Annotated in this window: 16 protein-coding genes; 4 read left to right on the top strand and 12 right to left on the bottom strand. The window is 67.3% G+C overall.

Features of this window, described 5'->3' with window-relative positions:
* Window positions 1-17: 17 nt before the first annotated feature.
* The 8 genes from BST47_RS06550 to BST47_RS06515 all read right to left on the bottom strand — a co-directional run bounded on the left by BST47_RS06550 (window position 18) and on the right by BST47_RS06515 (window position 9,343).
* The gene (locus tag BST47_RS06550) at window positions 18-545 is read right to left on the bottom strand and encodes a DUF4333 domain-containing protein (RefSeq protein WP_234809600.1); all 528 of its coding nucleotides are present in this window, start codon (window positions 543-545) and stop codon (window positions 18-20) included.
* A gap of 129 nt (window positions 546-674) precedes the next feature.
* Window positions 675-1,067, bottom strand: a complete 393-nt coding sequence (gene rplL, locus BST47_RS06545) for a 50S ribosomal protein L7/L12 (protein WP_083124506.1) — start codon at window positions 1,065-1,067, stop codon at window positions 675-677.
* A 43-nt stretch (window positions 1,068-1,110) separates the two neighbouring features.
* Entirely contained in the window at window positions 1,111-1,683 is a 573-nt protein-coding gene (rplJ, locus tag BST47_RS06540; RefSeq protein ID WP_083124504.1) for a 50S ribosomal protein L10, read from the bottom strand.
* Window positions 1,684-2,001: 318 nt separating this feature from the next.
* Window positions 2,002-2,871 carry an LLM class F420-dependent oxidoreductase gene (locus BST47_RS06535; RefSeq protein ID WP_083124502.1) on the bottom strand — a complete coding sequence of 290 codons (870 nt, stop codon included), beginning with the start codon at window positions 2,869-2,871 and terminating at the stop codon, window positions 2,002-2,004.
* Between the two features lie 52 nt (window positions 2,872-2,923).
* On the bottom strand, window positions 2,924-3,835 hold the full coding sequence (locus tag BST47_RS06530) for an ROK family protein (protein ID WP_083124500.1): 912 nt from the start codon (window positions 3,833-3,835) through the stop codon (window positions 2,924-2,926).
* Window positions 3,835-4,380, bottom strand: coding sequence for a DUF7158 domain-containing protein (locus tag BST47_RS06525; RefSeq protein WP_083125094.1), 546 nt, complete (start codon window positions 4,378-4,380; stop codon window positions 3,835-3,837). The genes BST47_RS06530 and BST47_RS06525 overlap by 1 nt, the downstream gene beginning before the upstream one ends.
* Window positions 4,377-8,558, bottom strand: a complete 4,182-nt coding sequence (locus tag BST47_RS06520) for a glycoside hydrolase family 38 N-terminal domain-containing protein (protein ID WP_083124497.1) — start codon at window positions 8,556-8,558, stop codon at window positions 4,377-4,379. Before BST47_RS06520 ends, BST47_RS06525 begins: the two co-directional genes overlap by 4 nt.
* Window positions 8,559-8,575: 17 nt before the next feature.
* Window positions 8,576-9,343: an endonuclease/exonuclease/phosphatase family protein gene (locus tag BST47_RS06515; protein WP_083124495.1), complete on the bottom strand. Its 768-nt coding sequence runs from the start codon at window positions 9,341-9,343 to the stop codon at window positions 8,576-8,578.
* Between the two features lie 45 nt (window positions 9,344-9,388).
* Here BST47_RS06515 and BST47_RS06510 point away from each other — a divergent pair, with 45 nt between their 5' ends.
* Complete coding sequence (locus BST47_RS06510; RefSeq protein ID WP_083124494.1) at window positions 9,389-9,940, top strand: hypothetical protein; 552 nt, start codon at window positions 9,389-9,391, stop codon at window positions 9,938-9,940.
* 26 nt (window positions 9,941-9,966) lie between these two features.
* Window positions 9,967-10,779, top strand: coding sequence for a MerR family transcriptional regulator (locus BST47_RS06505; protein ID WP_083124486.1), 813 nt, complete (start codon window positions 9,967-9,969; stop codon window positions 10,777-10,779).
* On the opposite strand, the gene BST47_RS06500 is transcribed toward BST47_RS06505, so the two are convergent.
* The 4 genes from BST47_RS06500 to BST47_RS06485 form a co-directional block, all read right to left on the bottom strand.
* Window positions 10,776-11,615 carry an SDR family NAD(P)-dependent oxidoreductase gene (locus BST47_RS06500; RefSeq protein WP_083124484.1) on the bottom strand — a complete coding sequence of 280 codons (840 nt, stop codon included), beginning with the start codon at window positions 11,613-11,615 and terminating at the stop codon, window positions 10,776-10,778. The two genes, BST47_RS06505 and BST47_RS06500, sit on opposite strands and share 4 nt — an antisense overlap.
* Window positions 11,615-11,977 carry a nuclear transport factor 2 family protein gene (locus tag BST47_RS06495; RefSeq protein WP_083124482.1) on the bottom strand — a complete coding sequence of 121 codons (363 nt, stop codon included), beginning with the start codon at window positions 11,975-11,977 and terminating at the stop codon, window positions 11,615-11,617. Before BST47_RS06495 ends, BST47_RS06500 begins: the two co-directional genes overlap by 1 nt.
* A 54-nt stretch (window positions 11,978-12,031) precedes the next feature.
* Window positions 12,032-13,333 carry a DUF2786 domain-containing protein gene (locus BST47_RS06490; protein ID WP_083125093.1) on the bottom strand — a complete coding sequence of 434 codons (1,302 nt, stop codon included), beginning with the start codon at window positions 13,331-13,333 and terminating at the stop codon, window positions 12,032-12,034.
* 125 nt (window positions 13,334-13,458) lie between these two features.
* Complete coding sequence (locus BST47_RS06485; protein WP_083124480.1) at window positions 13,459-14,445, bottom strand: helix-turn-helix transcriptional regulator; 987 nt, start codon at window positions 14,443-14,445, stop codon at window positions 13,459-13,461.
* A 62-nt stretch (window positions 14,446-14,507) separates the two neighbouring features.
* Here BST47_RS06485 and BST47_RS06480 point away from each other — a divergent pair, with 62 nt between their 5' ends.
* Together BST47_RS06480 and BST47_RS06475 are read left to right on the top strand one after the other, a co-directional pair.
* Window positions 14,508-15,044, top strand: a complete 537-nt coding sequence (locus BST47_RS06480; protein ID WP_207568547.1) for a DinB family protein — start codon at window positions 14,508-14,510, stop codon at window positions 15,042-15,044.
* 2 nt (window positions 15,045-15,046) lie between these two features.
* Window positions 15,047-15,655, top strand: a complete 609-nt coding sequence (locus BST47_RS06475) for a DinB family protein (RefSeq protein WP_083124477.1) — start codon at window positions 15,047-15,049, stop codon at window positions 15,653-15,655.
* The last annotated feature ends 4 nt before the right edge of the window (window positions 15,656-15,659 follow it).

The following is a 15,659-nucleotide window of genomic DNA, read 5'->3' as shown; positions in this document are numbered from 1 at the left end:
GAGGGATTCACCGCCCGCTAGTCGATGATCCGCCAGTTGTCCTTTCCGATTTCGACGGCTGTCACCTCGACGGTTTTCTCGACGGAATTCTCGTCGACCGCCGTGCAGGTGAAACTGTCGCCGATTGGGACAATTTTCACACCGCTGCCGCATTGCACTGTGACCGGGAATCCCATGTTCGATTCGATCTCGTCGCCCAGCAGCCGCCCTGTGCGGGCCATGTCGTAGACCACGTCCAGCGTGGTGAAGTCGACGTTGCCATCGTCGTCGGCCACCTTGACCTCGACCCGAACCGGTTCCCCTTGAACGTCTGCGGTGCAGATGAAGGTGTCACCCTTCTCGGGGTCCGGCTGGTCTCGCGGGCATGTCACTTTCGGAGCATCCGGAGTGATCTCCGAATAGGTGCCTTTGAGCTCGTCGGAGATGGATGTTTCCAGCTTGTCGTAATCGGGACCGCCCGCGGAAAACGAGAAGTTGCACGCGGTCAAGGACAACATCGGTACCGCAATGGCGGCGACCGCGGTACGCGACACGGCGACAATCACGGACTCACGATAAGCGCAATTGACGCTTACGACAGTGGTACGGCCGGCTTCGTAGACCTGGCCAGCGACTGCACCTACGACAAACCGCCCGGGATCGTGCTGATCCCGGGCGGTTCGTACGCTTTTGAACTACTTGACGGTGACCGTCGCGCCGGCAGCCTCGAGCTTGGTCTTGGCTTCCTCGGCGGCCTCCTTGGCGACCTTCTCGAGCAGCGGCTTGGGAGCGCTGTCGACGAGGTCCTTGGCCTCCTTGAGGCCCAGGCCGGAGACGATCTCGCGGACGACCTTGATGACGCCGATCTTCTTGTCGCCGGCACCCTCGAGGATGACGTCGAACTCCGACTGCTCCTCGGCGGCCTCGGCCGGTGCACCACCGGCGGCGGGGCCGGCGGCCGCGACGGCGACCGGAGCGGCGGCGGTGACGTCGAAGGTCTCCTCGAACTTCTTGACGAACTCAGAGAGCTCGAGCAGCGTCAGTTCCTTGAACGCGTCGAGCAGGTCGTCGGTGGACAGCTTGGCCATGATGGTCCCTTTCTTACTTACCTAGGTACTGGATTGGTGTGGGTTATTCGGCGGCGTCGTCGGACGCTGCCGGGCTTTCGGATGGCGCCTCGGCGGGTGCCTCGGCGGCCTTCTTCTCTTGCAGCGCCGCGAACAACCGGGCTGCCTGCGACTGCTGTGCGGTGAACAGGCCAGCGGCCTTGGACAGATTCGCCTTCATCGCGCCGGCCAGCTTGGCCAGCAGAACCTCGCGCGATTCCAGGTCGGCGATCTTTTCGACCTCGGAAACGCTCAGGGCGCGGCCATCCATGTAGCCGCCCTTGATCACGAGCGCCTTGTTGTCCTTGGCGAACTTCTTGATCGCCTTGGCGGCATCGACGGCTTCACCCTTGACGAACGCGATCGCGGTGGGCCCGACGAAAAGCTCGTCGAGGCCCTCGATGCCCGCCTCCGCCGCGGCACGCTTGACCAGCGTGTTCTTGGCGACTGTGTAGGTGGCGGATTCACCGAGCGAACGGCGCAGGTCTTTGAGGTTGGCAACCGTCAGCCCGCGGTACTCGGTGACGAGCGTCGCCGTCGAGTCCTTGAACTGCTCAGCGATGTCGGCAACCGCGGTGGCCTTTTCAGCCTTGGCCATGCATGCCTCCTCGTAGATGGGGACCGCGGCAGCCGAGAAGGGATCACGTCCGGAAATGACGAACGCCCCGACGCAGACAGGTCGGGGCGCGCAAAAACTGCATTAGCCTCGTCCTCCTGCGTGGGCCGCCGGCAAAGCCGGACCTTCAACCGATTTCTCGGTGACCAACGGTCTTCGGTAGAACGCCGCCAAGAATAGCCGACGGCGCGCCGATCAGCCAAAACGGCCGGCGATCGCCGCTCAACCTTTTTCCGGCGAGCGCGCGTGTCTGCACAGAGACACGCCGCAGTTTGCGTACATTTTGCGGTCGCTCACCGGCTACGAGCGCGAAGAAGTCACCTCGGCGATCGCCCCCAGGGTGGCCAGGTGGTCGTCGACGGTGGCCAGGCCGTGGCCCATCGTGCTGACGGCCACGTGGGTCGCGCCGGCGTCGCCCCACGCGGCCAGTTCGGCAGCCACCGCGTCCGGCTCGATCGAACTCCTCACCTGGCCCTGCAGCCCCAGCGCAGCGGGATCGCGTCCCGCGGCGACTGCCGCGTCCCGAACCGCCGCGCGGGCTTCGTCGAGCTGTGGCCCCGGACCGGTCATCGGGAACCACCCGTCGGCCAGGCGTCCGATCCGGTCGAAGCCCTTCGCCGACGCGGCGCCGATCCATACGGGGATCGGCCGCTGCACCGGACGCGGTGACAGGCCGGCACCGGTGACCGTGTCGAATCTGCCCTCGAACGTGACGCTGCGCTCGGTCCACAACCGTCGCATGAGTTCGATCTGCTCCTCCGAGCGCGCACCGCGGACGCTGAAGTCCTCACCCAGTGCGTCGTATTCGACGGCGTTCCAACCGATTCCGATACCGAGCCGGAACCTGCCCTGGGACAGCAGGTCGACTTCGGCGGCCTGCTTGGCGACCAGTGCGGTCTGGCGCTGCGGGAGAATGATGACGCCGGTGACGAATTCGAGAGTCGTGGTGGCCGCCGCGAGGTATCCGAACATCACGAACGGCTCGTGGAATGTGGTGTCGACGTCGTAGTACCCGCTCCACCCTTTGTGCACGGCCGGGTCGGCCCCTACGACGTGGTCGTATGCGAGCAAATGGTCGAAGCCAAGCGCCTCGACTCCCTGCCCATAAGCGCGGACGGCACCGACGTCGCCGCCCAGTTCGGTTTGGGGGAACACCACTCCGACACGCATGCCCTTATACAACCAGTGCGGATCGGGCGCGCAAACCGACCGCAGCGGTGCGTCAGCGCGCCGAAATCACCAGGGCCGCTGCGCCGACCAGCCCGGCGTCGCCACCGAGTTCGGCGGGCATGACGCGTAGATCGCGGATGAAGTCCAGCCCCGCGTAGGTGTCGAGCGCCGCGCGCAAGGGGTCGAACAGCAGTGGACCGGCTTTTGCGACGCCGCCGCCGATGACGACGAGGTCGAGGTCGCAAACCGCGCCGACGGACGCGATCATCGCGGCGACGGCCGTCGCACCCCGGGTGAACGCTTGCAAGGCCACGGCATCCCCCGCGGCCGCGGCGTCGGCCAGTTCCTTGGCGTCGGCGTCGGCGGGCGCATTCCACCCCTGCTCCCTGGCCCACTGCGCCATCCGTGGGCCGCCGGCGATCGTCTCGACGCACCCGCGACCGCCGCACGTGCACGGTCGACCTTCGGGATCGACGACGACATGGCCGACGTGTCCGGCGTTGCCTGTGCGACCGTCGTAGGGCGCGCCGTCGAGTACCAACCCACCGCCGACCCCGGTGGACACCACCATGCCGAGCAAGAACTCGGCGTCGCGGCCCGCGCCACGCCAGCGTTCCCCCATCGCCATACACAGCCCGTCGCCACCCAGTCGCACGGGTGCGTCGACCATCGCGGCCACCCGGTCGACGATCGGAAAGTGTTGCCACTCGGTGATGTTGATCGGGCTGACGGTGCCGGCCGGGACATCGATCGGGCCGGCGGATGCGATGCCGACGCCACCCACCGCGCCGCCCGCCGTCGACAGTGCCTCGGCGACAAGCGATTCCACCACCGCCCAGATCGCCTCGGGGTCGCCGTCGGGCGTCGGGCGCTTCGCATGGTGGACCAGAGTGCCGTCGTCGTCGACCAGACCGGCGGCGATCTTCGTGCCGCCGATGTCGATTGCGAGTGTCGGTCGGGCCATCAGTGCCGGTGGGTGTTGTCGGGCTGGCGGGGATCGCCGGGATGTTCGTAGCCGGGCGCCAACTCGACGAGTTCGGCGCACCGGGCATCCAGCCACAGCCGGAACGCGCGACGCCGCGCCGCCGCGCGCAGGTGTTCGGCGACGTGTGCGGTGTCGGGGAAACGTGCCGGGTTCCGCGCTTCGTATGCCGCGACGGCCTCGTCGGTCACGTCGACGGATTCGGTGATGCTCACGAACAGTGCGCGCGCCAACGGGTCGCCGAGGACAGACGCCGCCACGCTGCCCATCTCGAGTCGCGCGGTCATGTCCGGCAGCAGATCGTCCTCGGTCGGTGCACCGTCGGCGCCGAGCCCCCGAGCATCGGCCTCAGCAGCCACCACGCGTTCGGTCACGAGAAGCTGTGTCAGCCAACGTCTTAGCTGCCGTCCCTCGCTGGTGCCGGGCCGCGGCAGCGACGACGCCGTACGTGACGAACGCAGCTGCGCCTCGCGTGCGTCCACGTCATGCACCGGCACCGGCACCCCACCGACGATCGCGGCGGTCATCGGACCGTCACCTTCACCGCGGGCGAGTACAGCAGCTGACCGGCGGCCGCGACCCGGATCAGCGCCCACCACTCGCCGGGTTCCACCCACACCGGTGGCGCCACGTCGAAGTTGAGTTCGACCGTGCCCCGGGCCGCCACTTCGACGCCCGTCGCGCCGGGCCCGATCCACTCCCACGTGCCCCACGGGCTGATCAAATGCGCTTCGACGGCAAGGTCTGCATAGGCGTCGGTGGCGACCCCGACGGTCAGCGTGGCGCGTTCGCCGGCCTTGATGTCGACGGGCTGCGGGTCGGCCACGATCCGCAGCAGTCGGTCCTCGGTCGGTGCGGCCACGGAAACGACGCACACGTCCTCGACCATCTGGCGCCACGACGGCGGCATCGATACATGGTTACCGGTGAGTGTGAGTTCCGCCCTGATCGGATACAGGCCCGGTTGCACGGCGGGCGGCGCGCTCACGACCACATCGGTTGCGAGGTGCTCACCGGGCGGCAGCATGAACGGCAGCTCGTGTGGATCGGTCGTCCAGCCGTCCGGGCACAGCAACCGCACGTGGCCGTGCAGCACCGTATCGCTGCAGTCGCTGGCGATCGTAAGTCGCAGCTGCCCATCGGAATTCGGCTCGACGGCAATGCGCTGCGGATGCAGGTGTGCGACGGCGGGCAGGCCGCCGAGCGGCGCGGGCCCACGGTTGTGCAGCCAGTACCGGGCGTACAGCGGTTGCGCAGCCTCGGCGTCGGGCCCCAGAACCGTGTGGTCGGCGTCCAGCACCTTCGACAGGTTCAGCCGGGTCAGGATGGTGGCGATCTCGAATCCGTGCAGGGCGAGTCCCTCCGAAGACAGCTGCTGGACCCTGGGCTGTTCGAGAAGGTCGACACGGGCGGCCGCCGAGACGCGGCGCAGGCCCGAACGCACTTCCACCTGGGTTGCTGCACCGGAGGTTTCGACCAGACGTACCGCGACACCGTCGGTGGGATGGACCTGCCTGCCGCTGCCCGCCGCCACCGGGTTGCCTGCCGCCTTCAATGCGCCGAGCTGCACGACGCCCGCTGGCTCGATCTCCAACAACGAGCCCCACGGCGGCAAACCTCCAGCGGCGCTGGTGTTCTCGGTAACCGCCAGCGGTGGACGGGAGAACTCTGCACTGCGGGCCGGGATCGCGGCGTCGCGCCAGTCACCGTCACCGGAGACCACCGCGTATTCGAACGTGTGCGTCCAGTGCTGGAGCTGGAAGTTGGACCCGTCGGGTGCGGTGCGCCGCGGCGGGTCGATCCAGGTTCCCGACGGCCAACCGGAGCACGAGCGCATCAGCGACGTGTGCAGCGTGCCGTCCGAATCGACGGCGAATCCCGGTATTCCGCGGTTGAGCACCGCGACGGTACGCGCCTCGAACGGTTGCAGGCCGGCGGGCGCGTTCTGGTCGACGGCGATCTCGAACTCGGCGAGGTCCTCGACGACCGACTCCACGGCAACTTCGAGTTCCGCTCCGGCGACGACGAGCACCGGCAGCGCCCGCACCGGACGGAGATCCGCGCCCGGCACCCAATGGTCGGCAAGCGGCGCGGTGGCGGGCACCCAGACTCTGGCCCGGCCGTTCGCCTGCAACTGGCGCTCCAGCTCTTCGCGGTAGACCGCGTTGGCATCGGCCAAAACCGCTGCGGTGAAGGCATTCTCGTCAGGTCCGCCGAGCGCGATGCGGGCATCCGGCAGGTTGGAGTCCACGCCGAGGTCGCCGTAGCGCGGGCGGTCGGCACCGCTGCACGTCGCGGTGACACCGGCACGTGCGAGCGCGACCATCAGCGGGCGGGCCAGCGATGAGGACGCCGACTCCGTCGGGGACACGACCTCGGCCACCGATATCGCGTGCACACCGTCACCGACCCGGATCCGCACGGCAGACGACAGGCCGAACCAGCTGTACGCCGGGTTGTCCAGAGTCCACGGATGCACAGCGGCGTCGACGGCCGACTCCTCGCCCCTGTCGTGCAGCAGGCCGAACCCGCGCCCGATCACCGCATCTCCGACCTCGCTGACCGGTAGCGCGCCTGGCACCGGACACGGCCAGCGCAGCCGCAGCAGGCGGTCCTCACCGGTGAACTCGTCGACGGTGGTGCTGCACTCGACCCGCGCGACATCGCGCCACAGCGTCAGAGTCTGCTTGTAGCGCAAGAGATTCGTGATACGGCCACGGACAATCAGCCGCTCACCGAGAGGACCGCGGTACGCCTCAACCTCGGCTCGGCCCGCCGACGAGGAGACGACGGGCCCCTTCGGGAGCAGATGCCATGGGCCTTCGCCGGCCTGCGGATGCGCGGGGTATTCGTCGTAGACCGCGAGTTCATTGCCGATTTTCCCGTTGGCGATCAACTCACGTTCGGAGGCGGCCTCGATCAGCGAGATCACCCCACCGCCACGCTCGGGGTCGACGCGAAGACGATAGTGGCCGTTGCTGATCTCGTTCCCGTCCAACGGCTTCCAGTCGTCGGAGCCCGATCCCGGTGTCACCCGGTAGGACTGCCAGCCCAGCGACGGCACGTCGCGCGCGAGCCAGCGGACCACCCTTCCCCCGTGTTCGACGTGGACGGGCAGCTCGGCGCCATCGGAGTCGAGCACCTCAACACCGGGACCGACAGGCTCGTCGAACCGGGCCGTCACGATGTCACTGCGATTGTGCGCCAACGCGTTCCAGACGACCACGCTTCCGTCAACGGCGCGTGACAGCAGGGCCAGCGCGTTGTCGCGGACCGTCGTACCGAGGTCCCACGCGTCGCGCCACCCTGTCAGCAGGTCGAGATAGACCTGATCGGATTCCGAGCCGGTGATCGCATCGTGGTGTGCGCCGTAGACGAGCTGCACCCACGCCTTGGCCAGGGTTGCGTCCGGGTACGTCGCACCGCCGAGCAGACCGGCGAACACCGCGAACTTCTCGGCGTCGAGCACCGCCTCCTCAGTCGCCCGGTTGGCCTGTTTGGTGTCGATGTAGGAGACGTGGCAGCCGGTGTAGATCGGGTTCATGTCCCGCGTCTGCGGTGACGCGTCGACCCCGCGCTCCGTGAGCTCGTTGCGCACTGCGGCGAAGAACTCGTTGGGCAACGCGCACACGAACTTCGGCCACGTGTAGCGCGCATTCCAGTCCCGGTGGATCTCGGTGACCCACTTGTTCGGCGGCGTGTAGTCGGTGCCGACGGGCAGCAGCACGTTGCGCGTAAGCGCCACCTTCTTCAGACCGGTGAACAGTTCGTACGTTGCGGCCTCAGCCTCCTCGAGCGTCGCCGCCGAATCCATCCACCACCCGGCGGCGTAATGCGCGGGCATGTAGTGGGTGAGCAGTCCGCGCCCCGAAGGAGCGATCCACTCGAACTCGCTGTTGAACTGCATGCGCTCGGGGTCGCCGCCGCCTGCCATCGGGCCCCACTGGTGGTGCGGCCCGCGCGCCCACGAACTGGAGGTCAGCCCGGCGTCGGCGGCCATGCCCGGAAACTGAGGATCGTGTCCGAAAGCGTCGAGCTGCCACGCGGTGGCCGGGTCGGCGCCGAGTATGTCGCGCTGAAAACCGATGCCGTGCACGAAGTTGCGGATGGTGGTTTCGGGACCGGTCAGATTCGTGTTGGGTTCGTTGTAGGTGCCACCCATGATCTCGACCCGGCCGTCGGCGATGAACCTGCGCAGGTCGGCACGCTCCTCGGGGTGGGTGTCCCAGAACGGCTTGAGGTAATCGACCTCGGCGAGCACGAACTTGTATTCGGGTTCACGGCGTGCCATCTCGAGATGGGCACGTACGAGGTCGAAGCCGTTGGTCTGTCGGCAGCGCCCGGGCGGGTCTTCGGTCCACACGCTGGTATACGCCGCCTGGGTGTTCCACCACACCGGGTCGTAATGGAAGTGGCTGATCATGTGCATCGTCCAGCCGGGCTCGGCGACGGTGAACACGAACCCGGTGATGCTGTCCCCCGCGATCACCCGCGCGTCGCGCTGCTCGCCGACCGTCGGATTGGTCACCACGACGGGAACCTCACTGATGCCGTCGCCGGGACCGGCCTGCGCGCGCCCGGTCAAACCGTCGCCTTCGATGCGTACGTTCCCGCCGCCGTCGCTGTAGGCAACCCGCACCAGTTGCTGCGGCGCATGCGACGGCCCTGTGAAAAGCTCCGTCGACTCCGCGGAGATCACGTGCACCCCAAAACCCTACGGCGTCAGCGCCTCGATATGTCGATGACGAGCGCACGGTGATCCGAGATCGACAGCCTCGGTGCAACGCAGCGCTCGACGCGCAGCCCGTCGTCGTCGGTCAGGATGTGGTCGAGCTGTGTCTCGGGCGCGTCGGCCGGGAACGTCGGCGCTTCGCCGAGCGCACGCAGCTGGCTCAACCGCCCGACTTTTTCCGGCACCATGTTCAGATCGCCCATCAGCACGTGCGGCCCCGGGAAGCCGTGCAAATCGCGCATGAGTAGGCGCAGCTGTCGCCGATTCCAGCCGGGGACGAACGACAGGTGGGTGTTGGCGACGGTGAGGGGGCCGACGGGGGTGTCGAGCCGGGCGAGGACCGCCGCCCTGGGCTCCTCTTTGACGACCTGCACACGATTGGGTCCCCGCAGGTACATCGGGAACTTCATCGGGATCCGCGGCAACCGAACCACCTGCCAGGCGTCGGCGGGATAGCGCGACAGCAGCGCGATGCCGTAGGCGGCGGTGCCGGGCTGCTCACGACCCGTCGCGGCCATCCACGTCGCGCCGGGCGTACCGGCGATCGCGGCGACGAAGCGATGGCTCGACGCCTCCATGGCCATGGCGGCGACGGCGGTCAGATCGGCCATTCCAGAGCGGGGCTGGTCGAGGTCGACCTCTTGCAAGGCCAGGATGTCGGGATCGATTTCCCGGATCGCGTCGACGAGCCGGTCACGGTGCACCAGCCCGTCGTGAACGCTGCGTCCGTGCAGGATGTTGAAGGTGGCCATCCGCATGGGTACTCCAGTACCCACAATGGTCCCTTGCCGATCAGGAGAAACGTGCCCGCACGAAATGACGACCTGCGCGACGCACTGAAACGTGCCGCATCGGCCCTGCGTGCCCAGGGCCCCGATTTCGCGCTGGCAGGCAGCTACGCGCTGTGGGTGTTCGGCGGACCCGAACCTGTGCACGACGTGGACTTCGTCGTCGCTGAGCTGGACATCGAGAAGGCGGCCGCGACGCTGAAGGACGCCGGCTTCAACATCGAGCGAACGCCTGAGGACTGGCTGTTCAAGGCGTGCGTCGGCGACGATTTCGTCATCGACGTGCTGCACCGTCTCAACGGTGTGCCCGTCGAGCCGCAGGCGATCGAGGACGCGGAGGAGCACGATGTGTTGGCGGTCCGGATGCGGGTGCTCCCGCCGACGCATGTGTTGACCGAGAAGCTCAACGCCCTGAACGAGCACAACTGCGATTTCGCGGCGTTGTTGCCTGGCGTGCGCGCGGTCCGCGAACAGCTCGACTGGGACCGTTTGCGAATCGCGACGAAGGACAACGACTTCGCATCGGCCTTCCTGTTTCTTGCCGACCGCCTCGAACTCACGGCTTGACGGTGGCCCAGGCTAAGTTCACTCACATGCGCTCCGGCCTGACCATCGGGGACTTCGCCACGTTGACGCGCTTGAGCGTGCGGACGTTGCGGCGCTACCACGCGGCCGGACTCCTCGAGCCGGACACCGTCGACCCGTCGACGGGCTACCGGTACTACACGCCCGAGCAGATCCCGACCGCGCAGGTGATCTACCAGCTGCGGCAACTCGACGTGCCGCTTGCCGAGGTCGAGTCCATCCTTTCCGCAGGCGATCCGCAGCAGCGCGCCGAGGTGATCGCGGGTCATCTGCGCCGCCTCGAAGCCGAGCTGGACCGTACCCAGGCGGCCGTGGTGTCCCTGCGCCGGTTGCTGCGCCCCGATGCCGACGAATTCGACGTCGAGCTGAAGTCTGCGCCAGCGCGCACCGTCGTCGCCATCAACGGTCATGTGCAGCTGGATGATTCGTTGGAATGGTACGACTCCGCGATGGCCGAATTGGATGCGGAGTTTTCATCCGCGGAGCGGACGGGACCGCCCGGCGGGCATTATGCCAACGAACTGTTCACCGACGGCGCCGGTGAGATGACCGTCTACCGGCCGGTTCGAGCACCCCGCCCATCCGGCCGGATCGGAGTCGTCGAACTGCCCGCCGCCGAACTCGCTGTCACTGTTCATCCGGGTCCGCACGACGACATCAATGTCACCTACGGGCGCCTCGGGACGTGGGTGGTCACGCACGCGCTGGCGGTGGACGGCCCCATTCACGAGGTCTACACGGTGGCGCCACGTGATACCGCGGACCCGGCACAGTGGCGTACCGAGATCGGCTGGCCGGTGTTCCGGCTGGCCCAGAGCTAGCGGGGGAAATCGGCACCGCGCGAGCGTGTTTCGCTCGACCGGATATCCGCCAGATTCTGCTCCAACGAGGCCACCACGCCGTCGAACGCGTCGCTGCCGAGCACCAGCCGCCGGGGCGGCTGTTTCTGGGCCATCGCGGCGATCACCGCACGTGCTCCACGGATCGGGTCGCCCGGCTGCGCGCCGTCCTGGTCGATGAACTCTTGGCGCACCTGCTCCAACATGGGCCGGTACTCGGCGATGGTTTCGGTGATCGGTTCGTCGACGAAGCCGGCATAGGCCCGCGTGCGAAATGCCCCGGGTTCGACGGCCATCACGTTAATGCCCTGCGGCGCAACCTCTTCCCGAAGTACTTCGGTGACAGCTTCGACGGCGAACTTGGTGGCGCTGTAGTAGCCGAACCCGATCGCCCCAAGCAGACCCGCCACCGACGATATGTTGACGATCCACCCGCTGCCGCGGGCGCGCATACCCGGCAGAACCGCCCGGATGACCGAGAGCATGCCGAAGAAGTTCAGGTCGAACATCGCCCGCACGGCGGCCTCGTCCATGCCTTCGATCGATCCGTACCAGCCGCGGCCTGCGCTGTTGACCAGCACGTCGATGCCGCCGAAGTGTGTCTCGGCCGCGCGTACTGCCTCCTGAACCTGCCCGGCATCGGTCACGTCGAGCGGCACGACGAATGCGCGTTCCCCGTACTTCTGGGTCCACGAACGCAATTCGTCAGGCCGGCGTGCGGTGAGCACGACTTTGTCGCCGATCTCGAGCGCGGCTTCGGCGAAGGCCATGCCGAACCCGCCCGGGGTGCCGCCGGTGACGAACCATGTCTTCGACATCAGGGCTCGATCACCAGTCGACTGATCAGTGCACCGTCCGTGGTGAACCGGAAATGCAGGTCGGCGACGCCGCCCGGAAAGTTGCCTTCGAGGTGTTGGACGACGTCGATGCGCGCCGGATCCAGCACGGTGGCTCCGACGAAATCGGTGGTGAAGGTGTACTCGGTTCCCGCGCTGTTCAGCCAGCCGCGGATCTCGTCGATGCCGCGGTAGGTCTGGCCCTCGTCGGTCACGACCGCGTCAGCGGTGAAGGTGCTGATGGCCGTCGTCACGTCTCGCCCTTCGTGGGCGGTCAGGTAGGTGGTGATGGTCGCAGGCAACTCGTCCCACGACGTCGGTATCTGTTGCTTGTCTACTGTCATGCCTCAACGGTGGGGTCTCCCGTGGGGAGAGAGTCAAGCCCGGCCGAGGCGTCGTCAGCCGGCGATCGGGCGGTGAACGTCGAACTGAGCCAGGTCGGCCGCTGCGCGCCCGGCACTCCAGCCCGCTCCGTTGGACACCGATACCCGGCGATGCACGACGCCGGGGAAGAGTCGATCCGTGAGCTCGTCGGCCGCCCGGTTGGCCGCCGCGAGCACTGGGAGAAGTCGACTGTCCTGGACCTGGGCCGTGACGCCGGCGTTGGTCGTATCGAGCCGCTCGCCAATTCGGGTGGCGTATGCGATGAGGAACGACTGGCGAAACGATCTCGTCCGGGTGTAGCCCCCGCCGCTGGTCTGGCGTCCCGCCGCCAACATCGCCCGGTTGGCTTGCACCAGAAGCGAAGTGGCGAGCAGTTCGACGAGATCGAGGTCAGTTTCGGAGCCGACGACCGTGACGAACCCGAGGTTCGCCGTCCACACCGCGCGACAACGATTGGCAGTCGCCACCGCTTGCACCAGTATCGCCTTGGGGCCCGGGTAGGGGGTATCGATCCATATCCGCCGCGCGGCGGCCGCCGGTGTTTGGCCGCGGTCGCTGGCGGCGACGGCCTGGTGCAGCGAGTACCGACTCATCAGCTCCTGCGCTTTGGCGGACAGCGCCTCGGCCTCTTCGGGAAATTTGGTGGCCTCGGCTTTGGCCAGCAGCGCGCGCACCCTCCCCAGTGCCTTCTGGTCGACCTCACCTGCGACGGCGAGGGGGTGTCGACATGCGCCCGGCAGGGGTAGCAGCGGTTCCAAGACGGGAAGCCTGCTGAGCAACGACAGCACCTGCAGCACCACGGTTAGCGCGGCGCGGCGGCCCAGGCCGTTCACATCGACCCAGTGCTCCATCAGCGGTGCCGTTGTATCGGGGCTTACCCCGGCTGAGATGGCCGCGAGGTCGGCGCGCCATCGCGGGTGCAGTGTCGCCGCCGGGTATCGCTTGGACTCGAGAACGACGGCGGCCGTGAGGTATTCGACGCCCGACGGTTCGAGCTTGCGGCGGGCGATCTCGTGGAGATCGGACGGTGCCCAGCCCGCCTCCCACGCTGCCCGGACGGCCACGGCCGTCGCGGTGTCGGCCGCCAGATCAAGGTCTCGCGCCGAAGCGGGGAGCTCCACCAGAAGGTCCGCGGCGTGCTGTTCTGCACCATGGTCGGGACACCTCGCGGCGCGACATAAAGCGGAGACGAGGAGTTCCTGCGGGACCACTCCGTCGAGCGGGGCGTCGAAATCCGGGCGCACTCGTTCGTTGACGATCCGGCGGCGAATCTTCTTCTGCTTGGCTGCTCGCTTCTCGCGGTTGCGTCGGCTCATGCCCGCAATACTGGCGACAGGCTCCGACATCTCGCGTCGGCCCACGCGTCAGCTGGCGACAGGGCCCACGCGTCAGCCGGCGAACAGACGTGAACTCCCCCTATTGCGGTACGAAATGGGGGGTTTCACGTCTGCTCGCGGTATGGGCCCAACTCGCGCGGGGACAGTGACCGCTGCAGCCGATCGGCAACCGCAACGACCGCGCGCACCACCTCCGGCGGTTCGAGCACTTCGAAGTCGTGGCCGACGGTGGCGAAGTAGAAGACCATCCGTTCGGGGTCGTCGGCGCCCGTGGTGACGATGCAGGCGTCGGGACCGTCGGCTTCGATGCTCACCGATGCCGGTGAAAAGTGTTGCGCCAGGGCATCTTCTGGTGCGTGGAAGCGAACCCGCGCCACGTAGCGGTACGGCGAGCTGCTGATCGACTTCTGAACATAGGCTGCGGCATCCGGTGCGTCGCGGGCGAGGAACGTGCTGCCGAGCGCGCGGACGTCGGCCATGCGGTCCAGTCGCAGACTGCGCCAGTCCTGCTTGTCGCGGTCGTAGGCCAGCAGGTACCAGCGCCTGCCGGTGGTCACCAGTTGGTACGGCTCCAGGCGTCGTTGGGTGGCATTGCCGCGAAGGTCGACGTAGCCGCAGCTCACGTGCTCTCGGTCGCGGCACGCGCGCGCCAGCGTCATCAAGACGTCGGGTTCGACGGCCTCGGTGGAGGATGGCGAGGTCAGCGTGACGGTGGCGTCGTGCACCGCGGCCACCTGGGACCGCAGCCGCGACGGCATCACCTGATCGAGCTTGCTCAGCGCCCGCAGGGCGGACTCGCCGACGCCGGCGACCGTGCCGCCCGCCGCGAGCCGCAGGCATACGGCCATCGCGACGGCCTCGTCGGGATCGAGCAGCAACGGAGGCAATGCGGCGCCCGCGCCCAACTGATAGCCCCCGCCGTGGCCCTTGCTGGCGTGCACCGGATAGCCCAGGTCGCGGAGTCGGTCGACGTCGCGGCGGACACTGCGGGTCGTCACGCCGAGTCGCTCGGCGAGTTCTTCGCCGGTCCATACCCGGCGCGACTGCAGCAGCCCCAGAAGCTGCAGCACCCTGCCGGTCGTTTCCGCCATGTCGTCGACTCTGCCGTAGTTATAGGACCGAAACTGTCCTATATGCGATTCAGGGTAGTCATATGAACATGACGACGAACATGACCACGGAGTTGGCGTTCCAGCTCGACTTCCACTGGACGCAAGCACTGCGTCCGCGGTTGGAAGGGCTGACCGATGACGAGTACTTCTGGCAGCCGGTGCCGGACTGCTGGACCGTGCACCCGGATGGCGGCGTGGACTTCGCGTATCCCGCACCCGAGCCGGCGCCGTTCACGACGATCGCGTGGCGGCTCGCGCACGTGATCGTCGGCGTCTTCGCGGTCCGCAATCACAGCCATTTCGGCGCGCCTGAGGCGAGCTACGAGACCTGGTCGTACGCTACCGACGCCGCAACGGCGCTTGGTCAGCTCGACGAGCAGTATCGAGTATGGACCGAAGGTGTGCGCGGGCTCTCCGAGGATGAGCTATGGCGGCCGTGTGGTCCTGCGGAGGGGCCGTACGCCGACTATCCGATGGCCACGCTTATTCTGCACATCAACCGCGAGGCCATCCACCACGGCGCCGAAATTGCTTGTATCCGAGATCTTTACGTCCACACCACCGAGAAGGGAAAGTAGCCATGCCGGGAATGCCCCCACCTGCCGCCGACGAACGACAGACTTTGATCGAGTTCCTGCGTTTCAATCAGGAGGCATTCTTCTCGGCGGCCTACGGCTTGACCGATGAGCAGGCGCGATCGACGCCGTCGGTCAGCGCGCTGTCGATCGGCGGACTGATCAAGCACGCCGCGAACGTTCAGAAGGGTTGGGTAGACCGAGCGTCGGCGGCGCCCGAGATGCCACCGCGCGACGATCGCCCAATCGAAGAACTCATGGCGGAGTACGCCGATCAATACGTGATGCGCGAAGACGAAACTCTTGCCGACCTGCTCGGCGCGCTGGCCACGCAGAATGCCGAAACGCTACGCGTCTTCGGCCAAGCCGACCTCGACACGCCGGTGCCCGTCCCGCACGAAGTGCCGTGGTTTCCCCACGACATCGACAACTGGTCGGTGCGCTGGGTGGCCATGCATCTCATCGAGGAGCTGGCGCGCCACGCTGGGCATGCCGACATCATTCGCGAAAGCATCGACAACGCAACGATGTACGAGCTGATGGCAGCCAACGAGGGGTGGCCGGAGACCGACTTCATCAAGCGGTGGCGGCCTCGGCAGGACGCCGCAACATAGTCTC

This window comes from Mycolicibacterium tusciae, assembly GCF_002086795.1.
Classification (GTDB): Bacteria; Actinomycetota; Actinomycetes; order Mycobacteriales; family Mycobacteriaceae; genus Mycobacterium; species Mycobacterium tusciae.
The sequence above is the reverse complement of the archived record's forward strand: the minus strand, read 5'-3'. Positions and strand labels throughout refer to the sequence as shown.